The 23,927-nt window shown below is 38.6% G+C and carries 24 protein-coding genes and 1 tRNA gene; 19 read left to right on the top strand and 6 right to left on the bottom strand.

The window, feature by feature from the left end:
* Window positions 1-36 precede the first annotated feature (36 nt).
* Window positions 37-888 carry an AraC family transcriptional regulator gene (locus FRZ67_RS00285; RefSeq protein ID WP_147187614.1) on the bottom strand — a complete coding sequence of 284 codons (852 nt, stop codon included), beginning with the start codon at window positions 886-888 and terminating at the stop codon, window positions 37-39.
* 136 nt (window positions 889-1,024) lie between these two features.
* On the opposite strand from FRZ67_RS00285, the gene FRZ67_RS00280 reads away from it, so the two are divergent.
* Together FRZ67_RS00280 and xylA are read left to right on the top strand one after the other, a co-directional pair.
* Window positions 1,025-2,500, top strand: coding sequence for a xylulokinase (locus FRZ67_RS00280; RefSeq protein WP_147187613.1), 1,476 nt, complete (start codon window positions 1,025-1,027; stop codon window positions 2,498-2,500).
* A gap of 186 nt (window positions 2,501-2,686) precedes the next feature.
* Window positions 2,687-4,015, top strand: a complete 1,329-nt coding sequence (xylA, locus tag FRZ67_RS00275) for a xylose isomerase (RefSeq protein WP_147187612.1) — start codon at window positions 2,687-2,689, stop codon at window positions 4,013-4,015.
* 416 nt (window positions 4,016-4,431) lie between these two features.
* Here xylA and FRZ67_RS00270 read toward each other — a convergent pair whose 3' ends face one another.
* A complete protein-coding gene (locus tag FRZ67_RS00270) occupies window positions 4,432-5,790 on the bottom strand; it encodes a Gfo/Idh/MocA family protein (RefSeq protein WP_147187611.1) in 1,359 nt (452 codons plus the stop codon).
* Window positions 5,791-5,964: 174 nt separating this feature from the next.
* On the opposite strand from FRZ67_RS00270, the gene FRZ67_RS00265 reads away from it, so the two are divergent.
* The 11 genes from FRZ67_RS00265 to FRZ67_RS00220 all read left to right on the top strand — a co-directional run bounded on the left by FRZ67_RS00265 (window position 5,965) and on the right by FRZ67_RS00220 (window position 16,192).
* Entirely contained in the window at window positions 5,965-6,990 is a 1,026-nt protein-coding gene (locus tag FRZ67_RS00265; RefSeq protein ID WP_147187610.1) for a DUF6807 domain-containing protein, read from the top strand.
* A gap of 211 nt (window positions 6,991-7,201) precedes the next feature.
* On the top strand, window positions 7,202-7,795 hold the full coding sequence (locus tag FRZ67_RS00260; protein ID WP_147187609.1) for a LemA family protein: 594 nt from the start codon (window positions 7,202-7,204) through the stop codon (window positions 7,793-7,795).
* A 17-nt stretch (window positions 7,796-7,812) separates the two neighbouring features.
* On the top strand, window positions 7,813-8,274 hold the full coding sequence (locus FRZ67_RS00255) for a TPM domain-containing protein (RefSeq protein ID WP_147187608.1): 462 nt from the start codon (window positions 7,813-7,815) through the stop codon (window positions 8,272-8,274).
* A gap of 42 nt (window positions 8,275-8,316) precedes the next feature.
* Window positions 8,317-9,105, top strand: coding sequence for a TPM domain-containing protein (locus FRZ67_RS00250; protein ID WP_147187607.1), 789 nt, complete (start codon window positions 8,317-8,319; stop codon window positions 9,103-9,105).
* A 183-nt stretch (window positions 9,106-9,288) separates the two neighbouring features.
* Window positions 9,289-10,038, top strand: coding sequence for a glucosamine-6-phosphate deaminase (locus FRZ67_RS00245; protein ID WP_147187606.1), 750 nt, complete (start codon window positions 9,289-9,291; stop codon window positions 10,036-10,038).
* Entirely contained in the window at window positions 10,035-11,222 is a 1,188-nt protein-coding gene (gene nagA, locus FRZ67_RS00240) for an N-acetylglucosamine-6-phosphate deacetylase (RefSeq protein WP_147187605.1), read from the top strand. The genes FRZ67_RS00245 and nagA overlap by 4 nt, the downstream gene beginning before the upstream one ends.
* A gap of 58 nt (window positions 11,223-11,280) precedes the next feature.
* Window positions 11,281-11,847 (top strand): helix-turn-helix domain-containing protein, encoded by a 567-nt coding sequence (locus FRZ67_RS00235; protein ID WP_147187604.1) that lies wholly within the window; start codon window positions 11,281-11,283, stop codon window positions 11,845-11,847.
* 250 nt (window positions 11,848-12,097) lie between these two features.
* Complete coding sequence (locus FRZ67_RS00230) at window positions 12,098-14,551, top strand: heavy metal translocating P-type ATPase (RefSeq protein ID WP_225975458.1); 2,454 nt, start codon at window positions 12,098-12,100, stop codon at window positions 14,549-14,551.
* 196 nt (window positions 14,552-14,747) lie between these two features.
* Window positions 14,748-15,521: an MBL fold metallo-hydrolase gene (locus tag FRZ67_RS00225; protein WP_147187603.1), complete on the top strand. Its 774-nt coding sequence runs from the start codon at window positions 14,748-14,750 to the stop codon at window positions 15,519-15,521.
* 239 nt (window positions 15,522-15,760) lie between these two features.
* Window positions 15,761-15,922 (top strand): hypothetical protein, encoded by a 162-nt coding sequence (locus tag FRZ67_RS23295; protein WP_158638267.1) that lies wholly within the window; start codon window positions 15,761-15,763, stop codon window positions 15,920-15,922.
* Between the two features lie 54 nt (window positions 15,923-15,976).
* A complete protein-coding gene (locus tag FRZ67_RS00220; RefSeq protein WP_147187602.1) occupies window positions 15,977-16,192 on the top strand; it encodes a heavy-metal-associated domain-containing protein in 216 nt (71 codons plus the stop codon).
* Between the two features lie 235 nt (window positions 16,193-16,427).
* Here the strand turns inward: FRZ67_RS00220 and FRZ67_RS00215 are convergent, their stop codons facing one another.
* The 3 genes from FRZ67_RS00215 to FRZ67_RS00205 are packed head-to-tail and all read right to left on the bottom strand — an operon-like array spanning window position 16,428 to window position 18,467.
* Complete coding sequence (locus FRZ67_RS00215; RefSeq protein ID WP_147187601.1) at window positions 16,428-17,762, bottom strand: erythromycin esterase family protein; 1,335 nt, start codon at window positions 17,760-17,762, stop codon at window positions 16,428-16,430.
* A gap of 15 nt (window positions 17,763-17,777) precedes the next feature.
* On the bottom strand, window positions 17,778-18,266 hold the full coding sequence (locus FRZ67_RS00210) for a YbhB/YbcL family Raf kinase inhibitor-like protein (protein WP_147187600.1): 489 nt from the start codon (window positions 18,264-18,266) through the stop codon (window positions 17,778-17,780).
* 12 nt (window positions 18,267-18,278) lie between these two features.
* Complete coding sequence (locus tag FRZ67_RS00205; RefSeq protein WP_147187599.1) at window positions 18,279-18,467, bottom strand: hypothetical protein; 189 nt, start codon at window positions 18,465-18,467, stop codon at window positions 18,279-18,281.
* A gap of 294 nt (window positions 18,468-18,761) precedes the next feature.
* On the opposite strand from FRZ67_RS00205, the gene FRZ67_RS00200 reads away from it, so the two are divergent.
* Genes FRZ67_RS00200 through FRZ67_RS00190 form a run of 3 tightly spaced genes read left to right on the top strand, consistent with a single transcriptional unit; the run spans window position 18,762 to window position 20,629 of the window.
* On the top strand, window positions 18,762-19,286 hold the full coding sequence (locus FRZ67_RS00200; protein WP_147187598.1) for a YciE/YciF ferroxidase family protein: 525 nt from the start codon (window positions 18,762-18,764) through the stop codon (window positions 19,284-19,286).
* A 10-nt stretch (window positions 19,287-19,296) separates the two neighbouring features.
* Window positions 19,297-19,953 carry a dienelactone hydrolase family protein gene (locus tag FRZ67_RS00195; RefSeq protein WP_147187597.1) on the top strand — a complete coding sequence of 219 codons (657 nt, stop codon included), beginning with the start codon at window positions 19,297-19,299 and terminating at the stop codon, window positions 19,951-19,953.
* Between the two features lie 43 nt (window positions 19,954-19,996).
* Window positions 19,997-20,629: a phosphoribosyltransferase gene (locus FRZ67_RS00190; RefSeq protein WP_147187596.1), complete on the top strand. Its 633-nt coding sequence runs from the start codon at window positions 19,997-19,999 to the stop codon at window positions 20,627-20,629.
* Window positions 20,630-20,662: 33 nt separating this feature from the next.
* Here FRZ67_RS00190 and FRZ67_RS00185 read toward each other — a convergent pair whose 3' ends face one another.
* Window positions 20,663-21,127: an NUDIX hydrolase gene (locus FRZ67_RS00185; protein WP_147187595.1), complete on the bottom strand. Its 465-nt coding sequence runs from the start codon at window positions 21,125-21,127 to the stop codon at window positions 20,663-20,665.
* A 232-nt stretch (window positions 21,128-21,359) separates the two neighbouring features.
* Between FRZ67_RS00185 and FRZ67_RS00180 the strand changes: the two genes are divergently transcribed.
* From FRZ67_RS00180 to FRZ67_RS00170, 3 genes are all read left to right on the top strand, one after another.
* Window positions 21,360-21,433: transfer RNA gene (locus tag FRZ67_RS00180), tRNA-Pro, on the top strand.
* 167 nt (window positions 21,434-21,600) lie between these two features.
* Window positions 21,601-22,422, top strand: a complete 822-nt coding sequence (locus tag FRZ67_RS00175; protein ID WP_147187594.1) for a universal stress protein — start codon at window positions 21,601-21,603, stop codon at window positions 22,420-22,422.
* Window positions 22,423-22,823: 401 nt separating this feature from the next.
* Window positions 22,824-23,918 carry a baeRF3 domain-containing protein gene (locus FRZ67_RS00170; RefSeq protein WP_147187593.1) on the top strand — a complete coding sequence of 365 codons (1,095 nt, stop codon included), beginning with the start codon at window positions 22,824-22,826 and terminating at the stop codon, window positions 23,916-23,918.
* Window positions 23,919-23,927 lie beyond the last annotated feature (9 nt).

The following is a 23,927-nucleotide window of genomic DNA, read 5'->3' as shown; positions in this document are numbered from 1 at the left end:
GCTTTCTGACTTCCCGTCTTTACAGACTTTCGACTATTACATTCTTTGCATAAAATCTTTTCTATACCTGGAAGGTGTAACCTGCTTCACTTTTAAAAACTGTTTATTGAAATTAGCAAGCGTATTAAAACCACTTTCATAGCAAATGGCCTCGATTGTTTTTTGTGTATCGATCAGTTGCTTGCAGGCATAACCAATGCGCACTTCATTTAAAAAATCTATATAAGTTTTCTTCGTGCTTTTTTTAAAGTAATTGCAGAATGCAGGTACGCTCATGCCTGCATGTGCGGCAACATTATCAAGTGTAACAGCATCCTGGAAATAATCAATGGTGTATTGGTATATTTTATCAATGCGTTCTTTGTGTTTGGTGTTATAGGCTTTTACTTCCTGTGTAGATACAGTTTCATATTCTTTATTATACATGATCATCTGCAGGCATTCACATAAAAGAATAATACGTTCAAAGCCTTCAGCAAACTCCAGTTCTTCTACAAAAGGTCTTAGCTGTTCTTTTAAATTGCCAGTAATTTTCAAACCCTGGTAAGAAATGTCCAGCAGTTGTTTGATGTTCCTGCTTTCGGGTAATTGTAAAAAATCTTTGCCCCAAAAATCATCCCTGAATTGTATTACCAATGCACTTGTAATAAGCTCCTTATTTGCTTTCTGAAATGTGTGTGGCAAATTGGAACCGAGAAAAAAAATATCGCCTGTTTTAAATTCGCCAACATAATTGCCGATAAAGCTGCTGCCCTCTCCTTCTTTAAACATGATCAGTTCATATTCTATATGCTGGTGCCATGGCACTTCAAATAGCGGCGTTCTATAAGTACGTGCAAGAAAAGAAGTATTCTCGCTAAGTGTGAGCTTTTCTACAATCGGCTTCATTCCTGAACTATATTAAGCACAAATCTATAAACTTATGAAATAAAGTATTAAAATAGTTTTAGTAATTGACAATAAAGTTTAATCGATATTGCGCTATAACAAATACCTTAGTGCCTCATAAGATTGCAAAAGCTATATGTTATTACTCGGTATAGATGTAGGAACCTCCTCAATAAAAGTTTCTGTAGTAGACGCACAAACGCAACAATGCATAGCGTCTGCCAGCTATCCTGAAACGGAAGCAGAAATTATTTCGCAGAAAAGCGGCTGGGCAGAGCAATCGCCAAACAGCTGGTGGCAATTTTTCTTACAGGCATTGGTAAAAGCACATGCAACAAAAACTTATAATCCAAAAGATATTGCAGCGATTGGAATTGCTTACCAGATGCATGGCTTGGTAACCGTTGATGAAGATCAACAAGTACTAAGAGATGCCATTATCTGGTGTGACAGCCGCGCTGTTCCTTATGGTGATGCAGCTTTTAAAGCTATTGGTGAAGAAAAATGTTTGTCGCATTTATTAAACTCTCCGGGCAATTTTACGGCTGCCAAACTTGCATGGGTAAAAGAAAATGAACCTTTAATTTATGAACGTATAGATAAGATCATGTTGCCCGGTGATTATATCGCCATGCTACTTACAGGTAGCATTACTACAAGCATCTCCTCCTTATCTGAAGGCATATTCTGGGATTTTAAAGAGAATGCACTTTCAAAAGATGTAATGAATTTCTTTGGTTTTAATGATAGCATTATTCCAACTATCAAAGATGTTTTTAGTGAACATGGATATGTTACAGACCTCGTTGCTAACCTGTTACAATTAAAGCCGGGAATTCCTGTAAGTTATAAAGCCGGTGATCAACCTAACAATGCGCTTTCATTAAATGTACTCGAGCCGGGTGAAGTCGCTGCAACTGCAGGTACGTCTGGTGTTATATATGGTGTAAGCGATCAGCTTGCATACGATCAGCAATCACGTGTCAATAGTTTTGCGCATGTAAATTATACGGCGGAACAAACACGTATTGGCATTTTACTTTGTATAAACGGCACAGGTATTTTAAATAAATGGATCAAAAATATTGCTGGTACAAATTCCTCTTATGCGGACTTGAATAATGCTGCTTCCAAAATAAATATCGGCAGCGATGGTTTGTATATTATTCCTTTTGGTAATGGTGCTGAACGTATGCTTAACAACAAGATTGTCGGCACACATTTACACAATATAGATTTAAATAAACATACAGCGGCACATTTGTATCGTGCAGGCCAGGAAGGCATTGCGTTTGCGTTCCGTTATGGTCTTGATATTATGCGTGAAAACAAAATGTTTCCATCTGTTATTCGTGCTGGCAAAGCCAATATGTTTTTAAGTAGTGTGTTCACCAATGCGTTTGTAAATGTTACTAATACCCCTGTTGAATTATATAATTGCGATGGCAGTGTTGGCGCGGCTTTGGGCGCAGGCATTGGTGCAAAAATTTTCAACAATCCAAAAGAGGCATTTACAAAAATGCAGCGCTTGGAAACGATAGAGCCAAATGGCAAAAATGCTTACGAAGAACATTATCAACAATGGAAAGCCTTGTTGATAAAAGATATGTAGAAAAGTGTTGAGCCAAACCTTTGAATAAGTATTAAGCTTTCGTTGCGTCGCACTCTTGTACGTTTTGTTCAATATTGATCTGAACGATGAAGTGAGTGACACAACAGGCGATGACAGTAGCAATACAGCTAAGTACAAAACAATAAAACTATAAACCACAAACAATAAACTTTTAAACTAATAATTATGTCAGTTCTAATTGGCGACAAAGAATTTTTTAAAGGCATAGGACAGATCAAATATGAAGGTCCTGAAAGTGATAACCCGCTTGCATTTCGCTGGTATGATGAGAACAAAGTTGTTGGCGGCAAAACGATGAAAGAGTATTTGCGTTTTGCATGTGCTTACTGGCACTCGTTCTGCGGAGATGGCAGTGATCCTTTCGGCGGGCCTACACATGCACATCCGTGGAATGAAAAGAGTGATGCGGTTGCAAGGGCAAAAGATAAAATGGATGCTGCATTTGAATTCATCACCAAAATGAATTTGCCATACTATTGTTTTCATGACGTTGATGTAGTGGACTATAGCAATGATGTTGCAGACAATGAAAAACGCTTACAGGCATTAACAGAATATGCAAAACAAAAACAAGCTGCAACCGGCGTAAAATTATTATGGGGTACAGCCAATTTGTTTTCGCATAAAAGATATATGAATGGCGCTGCTACCAATCCTGATTTTCATGTGTTGGCGCATGGTGGTGCACAGGTTAAATTTGCCATGGATGCAACGATTGCATTAGGCGGAGAGAACTATGTTTTCTGGGGTGGTCGCGAAGGTTACATGAGTTTGCTTAACACTAACATGAAACGCGAACAGGAACATCTTGCCATGTTCTTACACAAAGCAAAAGATTATGCAAGGTCACAAGGCTTTAAAGGCACATTTTTTATTGAGCCAAAACCATGTGAGCCTACAAAACACCAGTATGATTATGATGCAGCAACTGTAATCAGTTTCCTGCGTCAACATGATCTGTTGAACGATTTCAAGCTAAACATAGAAGTGAACCATGCAACATTAGCCGGTCATACATTTACGCATGAATTACAGGTTGCCGCTGATGCAGGGTTACTTGGTTCTATTGATGCCAACCGTGGCGACTACCAGAATGGCTGGGATACAGACCAATTCCCGAATGATATTAATGAATTAACAGAAGCAATGCTGATCATTCTGCAGGCTGGTGGTTTTGCAGGTGGCGGTATCAATTTCGACGCAAAGATCCGCCGTAACTCAACTGACGCGGAAGACCTTTTCTATGCACACATTGGTGGCATGGATACTTTTGCAAGAGCATTGATTACTGCTGAGAATATTTTGAAGAACGGCACATTTACAAAGCTGCGTAAGGAACGCTATGCTTCTTATGATAGCGGCAAAGGCGCAGAGTTTGAAGCAGGCAAATTATCACTGGAAGATCTGAAACAATTTGCCATTGCAAATGGTGAACCTGCTATTAAAAGTGGTAAGCAGGAATTGTTTGAAAATATAATAAACAGGTTTATATAAGAGCATTTCAAAAAAATAAAAGCCTGCAGATCATGCAGGCTTTTATTTTTTATTACATCATCCGGTTTAACATAATCAAATAGTCAAAAATTTTAAGGTGGAGATATTTCGATATTTGTATCTTTAAAGCGAGTCTTTGTTGCGTCGCATTTTCAATTACGCCATTTGCGTAATGCTTGCCCTCTGAAAGCTAACCGGTCTGTTTTTTCCGGTATTTGATTTAACGATATCATCTAATGATTAAAACCCGTTTTAAATCTGAGTCTCTATTGCGAATGTATTTTACAATTGCAATGAATGAAAAACAAACCTGCTGAAGCTCAGGGAAAATTCCCTGCTGAAAAAAATGCGACGCAACGCTGACTTTATATAAGTGGCTTTTGACGGCCACTTTTTATTTTCCTAACAGAGTGCTATTAATACTTAAACACCTTCCCTCCTGCCATCACTTCCTGCGTCTTATCATCAAACGTAACTTTCTGGCCGGTACGGTATGCTGCATTGGTCATAATAACTGCAGTTGCGTGATTATAACCTGCTTCGATTGGTGCATTGGGTTGCTTACGGTTGCGCACACATTCCATCCAGTTGCGTACATGTGCCTGTGTAAGCGGGTCTCCGCCAGTATTAGCACCTGTATTTACTTTTACTGCCATATCATTTAAATTCATTTCCGGCAATAGGTTTGGCTGCATATTCATGGCTTTTGCATACTCTGCAGTAAGTCCGCCTTCCGGTGTAATTTTATTGGTATCAAGATTAAGCGTTCCGCCATTAGAGTAATAAATTTCTTTTACATCACCGGCACTGTTTGTTTGTCTTGAAGTAAACACTACCTGAAAACCATTGCTCATGTCATTAAGCGGGCCGTAATCAAATACTGCAGTTAATGTATCTGCATTTTGCCTGCCATCTTTCCAAACATAATTGCCACCATTCACAGATACACTGCGTGGGTGTGGTAATCCTGTAAACCAATGTACTGTATCTATTTGATGACACATCCATTGCCCTGGAATGCCAGATGAATAAGGCCAGAACAAACGATACTCTAAATAATGTCTTGCATTAAATGGAGCTGCAGGCCTGTTGATCAAAAATCTTTTCCAGTCTGTATCTTCTTCTTTTAATTGCGCAACAAGTTCTGGTCTGCGCCAACGCCCCGGCTGATTGACATTCCAGGTTAATTCCACCATTACTATAGGGCCAAACTTTCCCGACTTTATAAAATCATAGGCAGCTGCATAATTTGCACCGCTTCTTCTTTGAGAACCTATCTGCACGATCTTGTTACTTTCTTTCACTGCTTTCAACACAGCACGTGCATCTTCCATTGTTTCTGCCAATGGCTTTTCAGTGTACGCATCTCTTCCGGCTTTTACTGCTTCAATACAATGTGTTGCATGTTGAAAATCTGCAGTACTTATAAATACTGCATCAACATCTTTTATATTATACAATTCATCATTGTTCATGCATGCCTTAATATCATGTCCCAGTTTTTCTTTCCATATACCAACGCCCTCTTCTCTCCTTTTCTTCCATATATCACTTACTGCAATCACATCAAAATTCAATTCCTTATAAAGGTTCATAAAAGAAGGCATATGCGCATCCTTGTGTCGGTCTGAAAAGCCCACCACACCTACATTTACACGATCATTAGCACCTATGATGCGGTTATAACTCTTTGCACTTAAGCCCAATGTACCAAGGTAAGTTGCCGCACCCGTTAATGTTGTTCTCTTAATAAAATCTCTGCGTGAATTGTTCATGATAGCAATATTTATAAGTTGAATTTTATGAGCCTGACTTTAGTTTAATAATCATACATTCGTTGCGTCGCACTCTTGTGCATACTGTTCGTTATGCAGCATTTTGCAATCGCCATTAAAGTTATATATTTTGCAAATTATAAAACCAGTCACTAAAGATAACAGAGTTGATAAATGAAAAACTTTCTTCCATTATTTTTATTTCTTATTGCAACAAATCTCCAGGCACAGCAAATAAAAGTTGTGCAGGTAAAAAATCAGCAAAAGGTTCTGGTTACTGTTGATGGTAAGCCATTTACTGCTTTCTGTTACCCCGATAGTTTGGAAAAACCTTTTCTCTACCCGATCTATGCAACTGATGGTGAAATAATAACAAGAGGCTTTCCTTTGCAGCCAAGAGCCAATGAGCCTGTTGATCACCCACACCACATTGGGCTTTGGCTTAATTATGAAAATGTGAATGGACTTGATTTCTGGAACAACTCTTATGCGATTCCTAAAGATAAAAAATCGAATTATGGCTGGATAAGAACTGTACGCATCGTATTTATGAAAAGTGGTAAAGAAGGTCAGTTAACTTACGAAGCAAACTGGACCGATATACATAATAATATTCTTCTTAAAGAATTAACCACTTTTATTTTCAACTCACGTGGCAATACAAATATTATAGACAGGGTAACAACGCTTACAGCCATGCAGGATGTAAACATGCCCGACATAAAAGATGGTTTTCTGGGTTTGCGTGTAGCGCATGAATTAGAAATACCTTCAAAAGAAGACCGTGATTTTACTGATGCAAATGGCATTGTAATAACAGTAAAAGCAAGTGCAGATACACTTCCATCCGGTAACTATATTACGAGTGCAGGAAAAGAAGGTAATGATGCATGGGCAACAAGAGCAGACTGGTGTATGTTGTACGGCAGGAAAGGAAACGACAGCATCAGTATCGCCATTATTGATCATCCGAAAAATGTTGGATATCCTACTTACTGGCACGCAAGAGGCTATGGTTTATTTGCCGCCAATCCTTTGGGGCAAAAAAATTTTAGTAATGGAAAAGAATCACTCAACTTTAGTTTGAAAAGAGATGAAGGTGTAAGATTTCGTTACCGCATTGTAATAAATGCGGCAAAGGAGCGACTAACAAACGAAGTTATAGATAAAATGGCAAAAGAATTTGCAGGATTATATTAGTTGTAAATTGCGAACCATAATTGTTAAATAAGATTGCTAACGATAAGCTTCCTGTTTTGATTGATCATCAAGATTCAGCAGTACAAGAGTGCGACGCAACAAAAGTTTCATGCATGCACTTATGTTTGGTTCACAAAAATGACTTAACGTCATAATTTTTTAAACGGTATTTATTTTGATAACTATATTTAATAAATAAATTCATCAGCACATGAAAACAAAAAGCCTTGGTTTAATAGTCGTTGTAGCACTTATTCTTGTTCTTGGCGGTTGCGGCTGCAGCAGTTATAATGGTCTTGTAAAAGGTGATCAGAGTGTAAAACAGGTATGGAGCAATGTAGAAACAAACTACCAGCGCCGTACAGATCTTTACAGCAGCGTTATTAAGACAATTGAAGGTTCTGCCAACTTTGAAAAATCTACTTTAAAAGAAGTAATCGAAGCAAGAGCAAAAGCTACGAGTGTGCAGGTTGATATAAACGATCCTGAATCGCTTGCCAAATACCAGGCGGCACAGGGTCAGTTGCAAAGCGCATTTGGCAGGTTAATGGCTGTTGCAGAAGCATATCCTGATCTTAAAACAACAAAAGCTTTCCAGGATTTTCAAACACAGATCGAAGGAACTGAAAACCGCATCAACATTGCAAGGCAGGATTATAATAAATCAGTAAACGATTATAACCTGCAGGTAAAAACTTTCCCGAATAGTCTTTTTGCAGGCATATTTGGCTTTAAAGAAAAAGCATACTACAAAGCAGATGCGGGCAGTGAAAAAGCACCTGACGTCAATTTCAATATTAAATAATTTCTTACCTCAAACGCATGTTTGGATTATTCAGGAAGAAAACGCATGAATTCTTTTCCGCACCGGAAAAAGAAAAAATCCTTGCTGCCATAAATGAAGCGGAACGGAACACCAGCGGTGAAGTAAGGGTTTATATTGAAAGCCGTTGCAGTTATGTAGATCCCATTGACAGGGCTATGGAGATATTTTATAGCCTGAAGATGGATGCAACAGAATTACATAATGGCGTATTGGTATACGTTGCCATGAAAGACAGGCAACTGGCCATTTTTGCAGATGAAGGTATTTACAAAAAAGCCAGCGCAGCTTTCTGGAAAGAAGAAGTATCAAAAATGTTGTCCCAATTCAACAAAGAAAATTATGCTGATGGTATTGCCACTGTTGTGAAAGAGATTGGCGAATTACTACATGCCAATTTTCCTTACGATGCCGATACAGATAAGAATGAGTTACCAGACGATATAGTTTTTGGAAAATAAATTTCTCAAAGGTCCTGTCGCAAAGCGGGACTTCTTTATAAAATGAAAAAACTTTTATTCATATTATCCTTTCTAATTGTTGCTGCTGTTGGTTTTGCGCAGGATCTTTTGCCAAAGCCAAATCCGCCGCGACTGGTAAATGATGTAGCGAATGTTTTATCGCCAGAGCAAAGAGATATTCTTGAGCAACGTTTGGTAGAATTAGACAACAGTTCTTCTAATCAGATCGCTATAGTTACCATCCCTGATCTTAAAGGTTATGACGTGGCAGACTACGCTAATAAATTATTTCGCTCATGGGGCATTGGAGGATCAAAACACAACAATGGTATTCTTATTCTTGTAGCGCCAAACGAAAAAAAGGTAAGAATAGAAGTTGGTTATGGACTGGAAGGCGCCATACCTGATATAACTGCCAAGAGCATTATCGATAATGATATTATTCCCAATATAAAGAACGGAGATTATTACCGTGCTTTTGATGAAGCCATCACTTCACTTGGTAAAGCAGCCGCAGGAGAATATAACGAACAAAGAAAACGAGATGACGGAGGTGGCGGAGGCGGTTCTATTATAGGCTTCATTGTTATTCTCTTTGTAGTTATTATGATCGTTAGCAGAGGAGGTGGTGGCCGCGGTGGCGGTGGAATGATGAGTCGCAGAGGCTATAGCAGTTTATTGTGGCCGCTTATATTCAGCAATCTTGGCGGAGGTAACCGCGGTGGCGGCTGGGGCGGCGGAGGTGGAGGCGGCTTCGGTGGTGGTGGTGGCGGATTTGGAGGTTTTGGTGGTGGAAGCAGCGGTGGCGGCGGTGCCAGCGGAGGGTGGTAATAATTTCAATAACATATTACAAAAGCCGGGTTCTTTTTATGAGCCCGGCTTTTGTATTTCTATTAAGCTTTACTTGCGTCGCACTCTTGTACAGTATAGTTTAAATGCATCTTTCATACAAGGACAATTTGTTGCTAATGCAGTAAGAATAAAGTACAGCTAATAGCTTACTTTTAAAGTAGCATGAAGATTAATATTTATAATGACACACATGAATTAGGTAAAGCAGCAGGCACTACTGCAGCCCAATTAATACGTGAAGCCATTAAACAAAAAGGATCAGCAAATATTATTCTTGCAACAGGCACCAGCCAGTTCGAAACATTAAATCAATTGATAACAGAAAAAGAAATCGATTGGAGTAAAGTTGTTATGTTTCATCTCGATGAATATATTGGTTTGCCTATTACACATCCTGCGAGTTTCAGGAAATATTTACAGGAAAGATTTATATCAAAAGTTCCTAAATTAAAAGCTGCACATTTAATAAACGGAGAAGCGAATCCACAAGAGGAATGTGAAAAAATAGGAAATTTAATTTCAAAGCATCCCATAGATGTGGCGCTCGTTGGTATTGGAGAAAACGGTCATCTTGCATTCAACGACCCGCCTGCAGATTTTGAAACTGAACAGCCTTACATCGTTGTTACATTAGATGAACAGTGCCGCAAACAACAATTGGGTGAAGGTTGGTTTAAATCATTTGATGAAGTACCAACCCATGCAATCAGTATGTCTGTAAAACAAATACTGCGATCAAAACATATTATCTGTTCAGTACCGGATGAACGGAAAGCAATGGCTGTAAAAAACAGTTTGGAAAAACCAATCAATAATTTATATCCTGCAACTATTTTGCAACAGCATGAAGATTGTACTTTCTATCTTGATAAATTCTCTTCAGCACTTCTTTCCAAAAAGACATTGGCATGAATAAGCAGCGCTTAAAAATATTCAATGGAAAAATTATAACACCAGATAAAATAATTGATGGTGGTGCTGTTCTTATAACCGGCGATACCATCACTGCTATAAGTGAATCAGGCATTGAGTTTGAAGATGCCATTGAAATAAATGCAAACGGCAAATATATTTCTCCTGGCTTTATTGATATACATGTACACGGTGGTGGCGGGCATGATTTCATGGATGGTACAGAAACTGCTTTTCTTAAAATTGCTGAAACACATGCACAGTATGGAACAACATCAATGTTGCCAACAACTTTGTCGGCAAGCAAAACAGAAATATTACAAACACTTGCTGTGTACGAAGATGCCAACAGGAATAACATCAATGGCGCACAATTCCTTGGTATGCATTTAGAAGGTCCATACTTATCCATGAACCAATGCGGTGCGCAGGATCCTAAATATATCAGAGATCCAAACCCTGAAGAATATAAAGAAATATTATCACGTTCATCATCAATAAAAAGATGGAGTGCCGCACCGGAATTAAAAGGAGCATTTGAATTTGCAAATTATATAAAATCAAAAGGAGTACTGCCAGCATTAGCGCATACTGATGCTATTTATGAAGAAGCTATGGCAGCATTTGAAAACGGTTATACACTTGCCACGCATTTGTATTCAGCTATGACTGGTGTTACCAAAAGAAATGCATACCGCTATGCCGGTGTGGTTGAAGCTGCATACCTAATTGATGAGATGGATGTGGAAATTATCGCAGATGGTATTCATCTTCCTGCGCCATTATTAAAGCTGGTATATAAAATAAAAGGTGCAGACAAAACTGCACTGATCACCGATGCTATGCGTGGCGCAGCCATGCCCGAAGGTGAAAGCATCTTAGGCAGTTTGCACAATGGTTTAAAAGTAATTATAGAAAATGGTGTGGCAAAACTCCCCGACCGCAGCTCTTTTGCAGGTAGTGTTGCAACAGCAGACCGGCTTGTAAGAAACATGGTAAACATGGCAGGCATTCCCCTGATCGATGCTGTAAAAATGATCACCGCTACACCTGCACGCATTATGAATGTATCAGATAAAAAAGGAACTTTAGCAAAAGATAAAGATGCTGACATTGCAATTTTTGATAACAATATCAATATTGAAATGACGGTTGTAAAAGGAAAAATAATTTTTAAACGTTAAAAAAAAGCTATATGGCCTTATAAAATTTCCTCCTGTAATTTTGCTATGAAATTACAGTATGAAACAGCTTTACATAAAAAATATGGTTTGCGACCGTTGCATTATGTCGGTAAGGCATCAATTGGATGATCTGGGTTTAGATTATAAAAACATTCAACTGGGACAGGTGGAATTAAGTACAGAGCCCAGTGAATCACAACTGCAAAGCTTTCGTGATAGTTTAACAATAAATGGTTTTGAATTACTGGATGATAAAAAATCAAAAACGGTTGAAAAGATCAAAAATGCAATTGTTTCATTGATCCATGGTAAGGATGCAGATGAGTTTAACCTGAAACTCTCAGCTATGCTGGAACAGAAACTGGCTATGGATTATCATTATCTTACCACATTATTTTCTTCGGTAGAAGGTATTACCATTGAAAAATATGCCATACTGCAAAGGATCGAAAGAGTAAAAGAACTGCTGATGTATGATGAAAAAAACCTGAGTGAAATTGCTTATGAAATGGGCTACAGCAGCACACAGCACCTTTCTCAACAATTTAAAAAAGTAACCGGGCTAACACCCACACATTTTAAAGAGCTTAAAGAAAACATGCGGAAACCTCTGGACAAAATATAACGGATAATTTATAACACCTCTTATACAATGTATAACACAGTGGCTGCTTACACATTGTATTTGGGCTTCATCAGCGTGGCACTTCTCTTCTACCTATTTAAAGACCAGTCTCACTCCTCCCTGCTTCAAAGCACTACAGCAGCATCAACATGCCGCATTGCGATATACAGCATAAGTGTGCGACGCAACGGAAGTTAAATGCCATGCTGCAGACGGGCACAGTAAATGTATTTACAAATAATTACCTGAGATGGCGAGTACCAGGCTGCATCAATGCTATGAGGCTCCTGTTGCGTCGCACTCTTGTACGTCCTCATCATTATTGATCGATGTCAGCAGGTTTGGCGTTAATCAAAATAATATACAATTACGAGCAGATAATATAACAGCTGGCAACCCAAACAACAGGACCTTTGTGAAAAGATTTTTTATGGAACAGGAATTAAGAATTGAAAAGAAAATCTCTGCCAGTAGAAAAAGTAAGACTGATTTTATTAAAGAAACATTCCCCGTATTAGATATGACCTGTGCTGCATGCGCAATAAGTGTAGAGTCTATGCTGAAATCTGTAGACGGCGTAAAAGATGCAGGTGTAAATTTTGCCAACCAGGATGCGTGGGTAGAATATAACCCGGCTGTTGCTACACCCGAACTTTTGCAAAACACTGTGCGCTCCATTGGTTATGACATTGTAATTGAAAAAGAAAACCAACAGGAAATTAAAGAAGCATCACAGCAAAAACATTACGAAGCAGTAAAGCAACGTACCATTTGGTCTTCCGTACTTTCATTTCCTATCGTGCTCATTGGTATGTTCTTTATGGAAATGCCTTATGCAAATTACATTATGCTGATATTGGCAACACCGGTGGTATTTTATTTTGGCCGCAGTTTTTTTATTAATGCATGGAAACAGGCTAAACATCGTAAATCAAACATGGATACACTGGTGGCATTGAGCACCGGTATTGCTTATTTATTCAGCGCCTTCAATACTTTTTTTCCTGAATTCTGGCATGCAAGAGGTTTACATGCACATGTATATTTTGAAGCAGCCGCAGTGGTGATCGCATTTATTTCGTTAGGTAAAATGCTGGAAGAAAAAGCCAAATCAAATACCTCATCCGCCATTAAAAAATTAATGGGCCTGCAACCTAAAACGGTAACATTGATTCTTGAAAATAATCAACCAAGGGAGATTCCCGTACAGCAGGTAAAAGTCAATGATTTGTTGCTGGTAAAACCGGGAGAAAAAATTCCCGTGGATGGTATTGTTGCAAGCGGTGAATCTTTTGTGGATGAAAGTATGATAACCGGTGAGCCTATACCCGTAGAAAAAAATGCAGGCGAAAAAGTTTTTGCGGGCACTATCAATCAAAAAGGAAGTTTTCAGTTCAAAGCAGAAAAAGTTGGCGCTGAAACTTTGCTGGCACAGATTATTAAAATGGTGCAGGAAGCACAAGGCAGTAAAGCACCTGTACAAAAACTGGTAGATAAAATTGCAGGCATTTTTGTGCCGGTTGTTATTGGTATTTCTATACTCACATTTATTATCTGGATGTTATTGGGCGGGGATAATGCATTTACACATGGTTTACTTACAGCAGTTACAGTATTGGTGATAGCATGCCCTTGTGCATTGGGTCTGGCTACACCTACAGCTATTATGGTTGGAGTGGGTAAAGGCGCAGAAAATAATATTCTTATTAAAGATGCAGAGAGTCTTGAATTGGCACATAAAGTAACGGCCATCCTTTTAGATAAAACAGGAACGATCACAGAAGGTAAACCTGAAGTGACAGATATGCTCTTTACAGAGGGCTTTGATGCGGATGAATTGCAACCAATATTGATGGCGATAGAAATGCAATCAGAACATCCGCTGGCAGAGGCAGTAGTAAAACAACTGAGATCATTTGCGGTATCACCCGCAACGGTTGATAAAATAGAAAGTATTACAGGCAAAGGCATATCAGCATTATACCAGGGTAAACAATACCTGGCAGGAAATAGCAAGCTCATAGAAGAAAACGGAATAACGATTGATGCGCTGCAGACCAGCCAGGTTCAGTTGCTGCAACGTGAAGCAAAGACGGTAGTATTATTCTCTGCTGATAAAAAACTGGCTGGTATAATAGCCATCGCCGATAAAATAAAAAAGACATCAAAGGAAGCCATCCAAAAACTACAGGCTGAAGGAATAGAAGTGTATATGCTTACCGGTGATAACAAACAAACTGCCGCAGCCATTGCTGCTGAAGTTGGCTTACAACACTATAAAGCCGAAGTGCTGCCCGCAGACAAAGCTGCATTCGTAAAAGACTTACAGCAACAGGGAAAAATAGTAGCAATGGTTGGAGATGGCATTAACGATAGTCATGCACTTGCACAGGCCGATGTAAGTATTGCCATGGGCAAAGGAAGCGATATAGCAATGGATGTAGCTAAAATGACATTAATTACTTCTGACCTCAATAGTATACCGAAAGCTTTAAAGCTCTCTGGGAAAACAGTAAACACCATCAAACAAAATTTATTCTGGGCATTCATTTATAATCTTATTGGGATTCCAATAGCAGCAGGAGTCTTATATCCCATCAACGGATTTTTACTTGATCCGATGATTGCAGGCGCTGCTATGGCATTAAGCAGTGTAAGTGTTGTAAGCAACAGCCTCCGGTTAAAATTTTCAAAACTTTTATAATGAGTTTTTTTAATACGCCCTTTGTAGATTCAATCATCAAATTGTTCAATTGATGCGAGCCGCAAGAATATTTTTTTCACTAAAAAATAATTTTGCACCAGTCTTTTAATATTTATTATGGCACAAAAAACAGGCCTTTTGCAAACACAGTATATTATCCTGCCGTAATATTATAACAGACAATAAAAGTATTACAATGGAAAAGACAAACAGCAGGTTCCGTTTATTAAGACACGCCACATTGTTGATTGAAATGGCAGGCAAAAAAATTTTAGTAGACCCCATGCTGAGTAAAAAAGAGGCGATGGCCCCGGTACAGAATGCTTCAAATTCAAACAGGATGCCTTTGGTAGATTTACCTGTTGACGAGCGGGAACTGAATACCATCCTGGATAAAACCGATGCGATACTCGTTACGCATACACATCGTGACCATTGGGATATTGCTGCGCAGCAACAGATAAATAAAGAAAAAATGATCATCTGTCAGCCTGAAGATAAAGTCAAAATACGCGAACAAGGTTTTAGCAATGTAGAGTCAATCGACAAGGTATGGCAGTGGAACAATATAAAAATTCACCGCACAAACGGGCAACACGGCACCGGAGAAATTGGAAAACTAATGGGAACGGTGTCGGGGTATGTACTTGAAAATAATACTGAAAAACTTTATATAGCCGGCGATACTATTTGGTGCCCCGATGTAGAAGAAGCTATTACATTACATCAACCCACCCATATTGTTGTTAATGGCGGAGGTGCTCAATTTCTGGAAGGCGGCCCTATTACAATGACCACTAATGATGTGATCAAACTATCACGGTTAACTAAAACAAACATATCTGTAGCGCATTTGGAAACAGTTAATCATTGTCTCCAGCGCAGGCCGCATTTCCGCGCAGCAATCGTAGAGCATAATCTTACCAACCAGGTGATGATCCCAAACGACGGGGAGTGGGTCACTATTTAAATGCCACAGAATTCATAGCTTAGGCTTTCTCTGTAATTATTACTTACCCGAATCTACCTCATGGTTTTTTATTGTACCAGGCAGTAGTTTTTAATGGCGGCATCGTTGCGTCGCACACTTGTACTATTCATCAGTATGCATCTAAAACTAAGCCTGAAAATTATATAACTTATCTCCCCTATTCTATAACAACCAGCCTGCCTGCTGTGCATAATTTTACAGTACAAAAAACAAAGTATATGCAAACACATTCATTAAAAATAAGTGGTATGGGCAGCCAGCATTGTGTGATGGTAGTAAAAAATATTATCGCCAAACAGGATGGTGCTACACTTGATGAGATTGAAATTGGTAAAGCCGATGTTACGATCGATGAAACTAAAACATCAAAAAAGAAGTAATAGCGGCTATTGAAAAGATGGGATATAAAGTTGAACAATAAAAAAAATTAAAAGATGGAAACACTAAAATTCAAAACAACGATCAAATGCACAGGTTGCGTAAATAAGGTAACACCATTTTTAAACGAAGCAGCCGGAGAAGATAACTGGGAAGTGGATCTGCAAAATGCTGATAAGACATTGACAGTTGCAGCGGGTGAAAAAACAACAGCAGATAAAGTTATTAATGCTTTGGAGCAGGCAGGTTATAAAGGAGAAAGAATAAACTAACAGATGATGGCAGGTTTTAAAGTTGATTTGGTTGAATGGTTAATTATATGCCGGGATTATTCCCGGCATTATTGTTACTAATGATCTTATATATCTGTCACTGTTGCAATAAGCAATGTATTTCTATAAAAACCACTCATCGTTATGCTGCTGTACAAGAGTGCGACGCAACAGGCGATGACAAAGGAACTGTTGCCGGGTACATAAAAAAATTTGCTTTGTATTGCTTATTCCATCACACACCAAAAGGATATGTTTCCGGCATTTGTGCACCATCAGGTTCTATATGCAACGGGTGCAATGCTTTGGTTTCATCCAGGTAAATAAATGCATCGTAACGCATAGGCAAAATAGTAGGCACATAATTTCCATATTGCTCATACCGGGGGTTATACACTACACCAATAGCACGGTGACCAATATGATTTTCCATAAACACATCAGTCATAAAATCATCCATCATTAGTAATTTATTTGCTGCACCGGCTTTATGTAATAAATATTCCCAGCTTCCCTTTTCTGCTTCTGGCATTTGTATGCTATGCATAGGAGCGCCCCAGCTTCGACCTGCCATTACAGAACCTTTGTATGAACCAAAGCCTACAAGTACTACGCCTTTTTCGTGGTGCTGCATTCTTGCCAGTTCACCAATATTAAACATGCCTTCATCAATCATATCTGTTGCCCTTGCATCGCCAATATGTGTGTTATGCTCCCATACAATTACTTTTGAATTGGGACCATGGAATGTCAGTAAACGTTCCAGTGTATCGGCCATATGCCTGTCACGAACGTTCCAGCTATGCGGCCCTCCTTTGATCATGGCACGATAATATTTTTCAGCATTCACTGTTACCAATGCATTCTGTTCTGCATTAAAAACATTTTCATGATCTGTATTGTAACTAGGTAATTTTCGTTGTATCTCTTTCAGTAAATGCACCACTTCATTTTCGCATAATTCAGGCACAAACTGCAAAGCCCTTGCATAAGCTTGGCCTTCATCTTTCTTATAAGGTTCAAAACAATGGTAAGCTTCTTCTGCAACTTTCAATGCAGCCTTGTCTGTTTTTTGCAGGTACCGCATAATACTTTCCATACTCTCCCAAAGACTATACACATCCAGACCATAAAATCCGCTTTTCTTATTAGCAGCTAATCCTATATTGTATTGTCTTAACCAATCAGCCAGGGCTATTATTTCCCAGTTAGCCCACATCCATGTAGGCCATCTGTTAAACGCGCGTAAAACTTTAAATGCACTTTTATTATCTGCATCATATCCCTTTATAAAACGATTCAACCTGTAACAATCAGGCCAGTCTCCTTCCACTGCAATAAAATTAAAACCCTTTTCTTCTATCAGCCGTTTAGTGATATGTGCCCTCCAGGTATAATACTCATGTGTACCATGACTTGCCTCACCCAGCATTACAATTCTTGAATCACCTATTCGGTTGAATAATGGTTGCAGATCAACTTTGCTTTGTAAAGGGTGCGCCTTTTGTTTGATGGTGCTTATCGCTGCATGTTCATCAAACAATACTTCTTTTGTAAAATAGCGTCGCATGATTTTATAATTTTTTTACTGATCTCTTTTATACAATCCAACCAGTTCACCAAATGCTATAATATGCTTACTCATTTCCTTTTCTAACTGGGGTTTTCTTGTGTTTGCAGGTAAATTAAGTAAAGCATCAAGGGCATATACTTTATAGAAATAATGGTGTGTACCCGATGGTGGACATGGACCAGAATAATCATATTGTTGAAAGTCATTCATGCCTTTTATGCCATGCACCTGGTTTTCTTTGATGTGATGCGTTACAGGAATATTCCAAACTATCCAATGTACCCAGGTACCAACAGAAGCATCGGGGTCATCTACAATCAATACAAGACATTTGGCTTCTTCAGGAATGTGGTCAATATCAAGCGGTGGGCTAATATTACTTCCATCGCAGGTAAATGCAACAGGAATCATTCCGTCATTATTAAATGCAGTACTGTTAACTTTTAATGGTTTAAAATCAACAGCTCTCGTAGCTTCATTATGTAGTGTAAAATCGCTCATGTTATTTTACATTTAAGGTCCCTCACCTGGTGGCGGCACTTCAAAAGGAGGTGGTTCAAATGGTTCTTCATTTGGTATTATATCCGGGTTTTCCTCCGGAATCTTAATTGGCTCTTCCGGGTCATCCGGTGGCTTTATCTCCGGATGTTTTTCCGGCACGGGTGTTTCAAATGGCTTACCCGGCTGCTTTTTCGTTGGCATAAATATTTATTTATTGTTGTGTTTAAGCATTGTATTATTTATTATCCGCTTATCGTTGTAAGCATTTTTTTTATTTACAAACTGCATTACTGCTATATAGCTGCTGTTGTGTCACTCACTTGTACGTTCGGCAATACTATTCAGCCATAACACTAATTGAGCAGATCAAACGATTATCAAAACAAAAGCATTTAATGGTACCCGGCAATGAGCAAGGTCAAGGTTTTGTTTGATGGTGGTCATTCATCCAGAATATTTGGACAGTTAGATTTGTAACAATAAAATTGAAATACTATGGCAGCACATAACCAAACCATCACCACTTTGCATAACCTGCTGAATTATGATGCAGGTAAGTTTACCAGTGCCGAAGCACAATTACAACAAATCCTGCCTGAATGGATAAATAAAGCAGGTTCTATAAAACTCAAAAACACATTGCAGCGCTATCTTGATTTTATAGGAACGCATGTTCAAAACATAGAAGGCTTTTTTGAAGAGGAGAAGATCAGTTCAATAAGTCTCACAAACCGTATCATGCATGCATATATAGAAGAAACACAGGAGAAGCTTTCTCATTGTGCAGATACAAAAGTTAGAGATGCGTGCCTGCTTGCATGTATACAGGCAATCAATCATTTTAAGATCAGTATGTATGGCACTGCTACTGCGTACGCCAATGCAGTTGGCATGGAAAAACAAGCAGCCATTTTTCACGAAGCTGAAATAAACGAAAAACAAATTGACGACCGCTTATCGCAATTGGCAGAGCATGATGTAAATATGGAAGCAAGAACAACTATTGTATTACCACGGTAAACAAAAAAAGATGGATCTGCAATATAACGGCGAGGTACACATTCCCGTTGATAAAACAACAGTAGAGGGTGAATTGATCATTCCACATAATGCAGGTGCTGTTGTAATTTTTTCACACGGCAGCGGCAGCAGCAGGTTTAGCGTGCGTAATCAAATTGTCGCAAAATTTCTGCAGCAAAAAAACTTTGGGACGTTACTGTTAGATCTGCTTACCAAAGAAGAAGACAGGGTTTATAATAATCGTTTTAATATTGACCTGCTTACAAAAAGATTAGCCGGTGCGACTGAGTGGCTGGAAAGATTCCCATCCGCAAAAGAATGTCGCATCGGTTATTTTGGCGCCAGTACAGGCGCCGCGTCTGCTTTAAGGGCTGCAACTATGTTGCCACAAATACAAGCCGTAGTTTCCAGGGGAGGCAGGCCTGATTTAGCGATGAACGATTTAAAAAAAGTTCAGTCGCCTACACTATTGATTGTTGGCAGTTTAGACATTGATGTGTTGCAATTAAACAAGCATGCCTATTTGCAATTAACATGTGAAAAGAAATTAGAAGTGGTGGATGGCGCCACTCATTTGTTTGAAGAACCAGGTAAAATGGATATTGTTTCCGGACTGGCTGCTAAATGGTTTGAAAAGTATTTGCATTCTGCAACACAAGAAACATAATATATAGTCGCATAAACGGCAATTCACGATAAAATAAATTTATATGTTCCGCGACAGAATAGAGGCAGGTTTATTACTTGCAGCAAAACTAAAAAAATATAGGAATGATCCAGGTATTGTACTGGCTGTTCCAAGAGGTGGTGTGCCTGTTGCTTATGCAGTTGCTAATGAACTAGGGTTTCCCATTGAAGTCATTCTTACAAAGAAAATAGGTCACCCCTTTAATAAAGAATATGCTATCGGTGCAGCAAGCCTTACAGATTATTTTGTTATTCCCCATGAAAACGTTTCGGATGAATATATTCAAAACGAATTGCGGCGCATTCGTAGCAGGCTTAAAGAAATGCAAGCGAGATTTATGGATGACAGGGAGCCTGAAAGCCTGCAGGGTAAAACAGTAATAGTGATAGATGATGGTATTGCAACAGGTAATACTCTGCTAAGTACAGTGCAGGTATTGCGTAAAGGCAAACCCGGTAAAATTGTAATTGGTGTACCGGTAGCACCAAAAAGTGCAGTGCAAAAATTATCAAAAGAAGTAGACGAAGTAGTTGCGGTACTTATACCTGATGAATTTTATGGCGTAGGTGCATTTTATGAAAATTTTGAACAGGTAACTGATGAAGAAGTAATGTTCTACCTCGATAAATTAAGAGAATTGAAAAAGGCAGGATAAAAAATTTTGACGTCGGTTAAATAACAATAATCTCTATTGAATCTTGAGTTTCTGTTCAAGTTCGATGATAAATGGAACCTGGCCTTCAATAATTTTTTCTTTCGCTTCGGCCATAGCAAACCAGCCTGCCTTATCAATTTCAGGGAACTCTTTTTTCTTTCCTGATTTTGGTGGCCACTCCATTTCAAAGCTATTACTCTTTATTTCACCAACGTCTGCATCTTTAAGTAAAGACCATGCGTAAATGGTCTTCCCGCTTTTTTGTTTTGCAGGGGTTAATTCAATAAAAGCTCCAGAAACTTTTATTCCTGTTTCTTCTTCCATTTCTCTTTTTGCAGCATCCAACGGATCTTCCTCTTCTTCAAATTCGCCTTTGGGAATAGACCATGCACCCAGGTCTTTTTTCTGCCAAAAAGGTCCCCCGGGGTGCACCAGCAATACTTCTGGTTCATTTGCATGAAAACGATATAAAAGAATTCCAGCGCTTCTTTTTGCCATCCGGTAAAGATATTTATTTCATTTGCAGGAGACGAATGAAAGCCGCATAGTATTGTTCAGTATAAGGGTGCGACGCAACATAAGTTGCCATGAAAATATCAGCTGACGGGCCACGAAAAATAGCTTAAAAAATAGCCAATATGAAAAGGCGAGATCAATGATCATTATTTTATCCATCATTGATTTTGAGAAATAATTTATGTAGAATACATTTGTTCTCCTTAAATTTTTTCGGGATGTAGCGCAGCCCGGTAGCGCATCACGTTCGGGACGTGGGGGCCGCTGGTTCGAATCCAGTCATCCCGACTTTACATAGGCGAATTATAAAAAACCTGCAATATTGCAGACTTTTATTTATACTGCTTTGGTACTGATCAAGATCAACTAAACTGCCAATACACATCATTCTTCAATTTCCTGTACCTGCATAATTTCACACTTAGAAATTATAATAACCAGTTAATATTTCATTTATGAAAAAGATATTACTTGCTTTCGATGGAAGCAATGCATCAGAAGGCGCTTTTGAATTTGCCCGCAGGCTAAATGAACTTAGCCCCATCTTACTAACCGGCGTTTTTTTACCGCAGGCAGAGCTTGCCAACTTATGGAGTTACGCAGATGGTGTAGGAAGCCCCTTAATGATACCATTGGTAGAACCAGGTGAATCCGAACTCATAAAAGAAAATATTGAACACTTTGAAGAACGTTGCAAACATAGTGGCATTGAGTACCGTGTGCACAAAGATTTTTTTGACCTGGCATTGCCCGAATTAAAAAAAGAAAGCCGCTATGCAGACCTGCTAATATTAGGCAGTGAAATATTTTATGAAAATATCCATGCCGGTTCTCCCAATGATTATTTAGAAGATGCATTGGAGGATGTAAAATGCCCCGTGATCCTGGTGCCTGAAAAATTTGATTTTCCTGAAAACATTATACTCGCTTATGACGGAAGTGAAGAATCTGTTTTTGCAATTAAACAATTTGCATACCTGTTCCCCGAACTGACTAAAAAAGAAACTTTACTGGTATATATAAGTAATGAGGCGGAGGAAGATTTCCCCGATAAAATACAAATAGAAGAGCTTGCAGCAAGACATTTCAATAATCTTACCATGTCTAAGCTGGATATACCAAAAAAACATTTTAGTACATGGGCCTCAGAAAAAAGATCTGCAATCGTGGTAAGCGGCTCATATGGGCGGCATGGCCTGTCGCAGCTTTTTAAAAAGAGCTTTGTAAACGATCTTATTGCAGAGCATTGGTTACCCGTTTTTATAGCACATAAATAATTATTTATTCAACTCTTGGGGGTTTAGTTTAGTGGGCTGGTGTCGACCAGCCCTTTTCTGTTTTACCACAAACGCTAAAACCATTTGCAAGCTTTAAATACAACAAACAGAAAAGTGTAAATATATCAGAAAGATATTTTCTTTTGAGCCCGGCCTTAGTGCTACTATGGGTTCCACTTGCGTCGCACACTTGTACTTTCTTTTCTTTATTCAGCAATGAACAAAGCGTTGAAATGTGCGACGCAACGAACGCTCAATAATAATTCTTCTGCCGGCTACACAACATAAAAAAATTATTCAAACGCAGTATAAATGCTGATGATAATCAAAGAAAGCATTGATCAGTATCAGCATTTACCGGATTAGTTACCAGTAGTTTCGTATACTAAAACACTCCGGTTATGAGTTCAACTATCCCACCTGAAATACGCGAAGTAATGGATGCGGTACACTATCGTCCTGCCGTATCAATCATTGTTCCGTTTGAACCAAAAATGGGTTTAAAAGCAGAATTGTCACACAGCCTTAAAATAGCTGCCGACAAGGCTGAGCGGGAATTAATGCAAAATTATCCTGGTGAAATGTCTGTATTGGTAATGGAAAAATTAAGGGCCATCCTAAAGAACCTGAATTTTAATACCCATAAAAAAAGTATCGCGATATATGTATCACCGGTATTTGAGAAAGTGTTGTACCTGGATATAGCGGTAGAGGAAAAAATTATCGTAGATGAATCATTTGAAATTCGCGACCTTGTTTACAGTAAAAAACAATTGCATAAATATCTTGTACTGCTGATGGATGGTAAAGAAAGCAGAATTTATCTTGGAAATTCTTCATCCTTTGTAAACATCGTATCAAATATATCTGAAGTTGATGCATATGTAAATGAGTTGCCGGAAAGAGTATCTAATTTTTCAGACATGTCATCCCGCAGGGAAATAATAATGGATAAGTTCCTGCATCACATTGATGATGGACTGGATATTATTCTCAATGCTTATCAATTACCGCTTTTTGTTTTAGGCCCCGAAAGAATGGTGGGGCATTTTAAAAACATTACCAAACATAAAGCAGCTGTTATAGAATATATTTATGGCAACTACGAGGCCTGTACCTTATCAGAATTAAAAGCCATTCTTGAACCACACATAGCTGATTGGAAAACAGTAATACAAGCAGATCTCTTAAACCGGATGGAAGAAGCTATGGATAATAAAAAACTAGCTGTTGGCATGCATAATGTTTGGCGTGAGGCCATGCATAATAAGGGACGTTTGCTGGTAGTGGAAAAAGATTATATGTATGCAGCAGAACATGGAAGCAATGAGGATAAGATATATAAAATAAATGAGCCCTACAACAAATTTTCTTACATAAAGGATGCAGTAGATGACGTGATAGAAAAAATACTGGAAACCGGTGGGGATGTAGAATTTGTTGATAAGGATGTATTGAAAAAATATGGGCATATAGCGCTTATTCAACATTATTAAATATACTGT

Source organism: Panacibacter ginsenosidivorans, from assembly GCF_007971225.1.
In the GTDB taxonomy this organism is placed as follows: domain Bacteria; phylum Bacteroidota; class Bacteroidia; order Chitinophagales; family Chitinophagaceae; genus Panacibacter; species Panacibacter ginsenosidivorans.
The sequence above is the reverse complement of the archived record's forward strand: the minus strand, read 5'-3'. Positions and strand labels throughout refer to the sequence as shown.

Excerpts from the sequence above, each read along its gene's own strand:
- FRZ67_RS00285 (WP_147187614.1), bottom strand. The coding sequence starts at position 888 with ATGAAGCCGATTGTAGAAAAGCTCACACTTAGCGAGAATACTTCTTTT.
- FRZ67_RS00280 (WP_147187613.1), top strand. The coding sequence starts at position 1,025 with ATGTTATTACTCGGTATAGATGTAGGAACCTCCTCAATAAAAGTTTCT.
- xylA (WP_147187612.1), top strand. The coding sequence starts at position 2,687 with ATGTCAGTTCTAATTGGCGACAAAGAATTTTTTAAAGGCATAGGACAG.
- FRZ67_RS00270 (WP_147187611.1), bottom strand. The coding sequence starts at position 5,790 with ATGAACAATTCACGCAGAGATTTTATTAAGAGAACAACATTAACGGGT.
- FRZ67_RS00265 (WP_147187610.1), top strand. The coding sequence starts at position 5,965 with ATGAAAAACTTTCTTCCATTATTTTTATTTCTTATTGCAACAAATCTC.
- FRZ67_RS00260 (WP_147187609.1), top strand. The coding sequence starts at position 7,202 with ATGAAAACAAAAAGCCTTGGTTTAATAGTCGTTGTAGCACTTATTCTT.
- FRZ67_RS00255 (WP_147187608.1), top strand. The coding sequence starts at position 7,813 with ATGTTTGGATTATTCAGGAAGAAAACGCATGAATTCTTTTCCGCACCG.
- FRZ67_RS00250 (WP_147187607.1), top strand. The coding sequence starts at position 8,317 with ATGAAAAAACTTTTATTCATATTATCCTTTCTAATTGTTGCTGCTGTT.
- FRZ67_RS00245 (WP_147187606.1), top strand. The coding sequence starts at position 9,289 with ATGAAGATTAATATTTATAATGACACACATGAATTAGGTAAAGCAGCA.
- nagA (WP_147187605.1), top strand. The coding sequence starts at position 10,035 with ATGAATAAGCAGCGCTTAAAAATATTCAATGGAAAAATTATAACACCA.
- FRZ67_RS00235 (WP_147187604.1), top strand. The coding sequence starts at position 11,281 with ATGAAACAGCTTTACATAAAAAATATGGTTTGCGACCGTTGCATTATG.
- FRZ67_RS00230 (WP_225975458.1), top strand. The coding sequence starts at position 12,098 with ATGGCGAGTACCAGGCTGCATCAATGCTATGAGGCTCCTGTTGCGTCG.
- FRZ67_RS00225 (WP_147187603.1), top strand. The coding sequence starts at position 14,748 with ATGGAAAAGACAAACAGCAGGTTCCGTTTATTAAGACACGCCACATTG.
- FRZ67_RS23295 (WP_158638267.1), top strand. The coding sequence starts at position 15,761 with ATGCAAACACATTCATTAAAAATAAGTGGTATGGGCAGCCAGCATTGT.
- FRZ67_RS00220 (WP_147187602.1), top strand. The coding sequence starts at position 15,977 with ATGGAAACACTAAAATTCAAAACAACGATCAAATGCACAGGTTGCGTA.
- FRZ67_RS00215 (WP_147187601.1), bottom strand. The coding sequence starts at position 17,762 with ATGCGACGCTATTTTACAAAAGAAGTATTGTTTGATGAACATGCAGCG.
- FRZ67_RS00210 (WP_147187600.1), bottom strand. The coding sequence starts at position 18,266 with ATGAGCGATTTTACACTACATAATGAAGCTACGAGAGCTGTTGATTTT.
- FRZ67_RS00205 (WP_147187599.1), bottom strand. The coding sequence starts at position 18,467 with ATGCCAACGAAAAAGCAGCCGGGTAAGCCATTTGAAACACCCGTGCCG.
- FRZ67_RS00200 (WP_147187598.1), top strand. The coding sequence starts at position 18,762 with ATGGCAGCACATAACCAAACCATCACCACTTTGCATAACCTGCTGAAT.
- FRZ67_RS00195 (WP_147187597.1), top strand. The coding sequence starts at position 19,297 with ATGGATCTGCAATATAACGGCGAGGTACACATTCCCGTTGATAAAACA.
- FRZ67_RS00190 (WP_147187596.1), top strand. The coding sequence starts at position 19,997 with ATGTTCCGCGACAGAATAGAGGCAGGTTTATTACTTGCAGCAAAACTA.
- FRZ67_RS00185 (WP_147187595.1), bottom strand. The coding sequence starts at position 21,127 with ATGGCAAAAAGAAGCGCTGGAATTCTTTTATATCGTTTTCATGCAAAT.
- FRZ67_RS00175 (WP_147187594.1), top strand. The coding sequence starts at position 21,601 with ATGAAAAAGATATTACTTGCTTTCGATGGAAGCAATGCATCAGAAGGC.
- FRZ67_RS00170 (WP_147187593.1), top strand. The coding sequence starts at position 22,824 with ATGAGTTCAACTATCCCACCTGAAATACGCGAAGTAATGGATGCGGTA.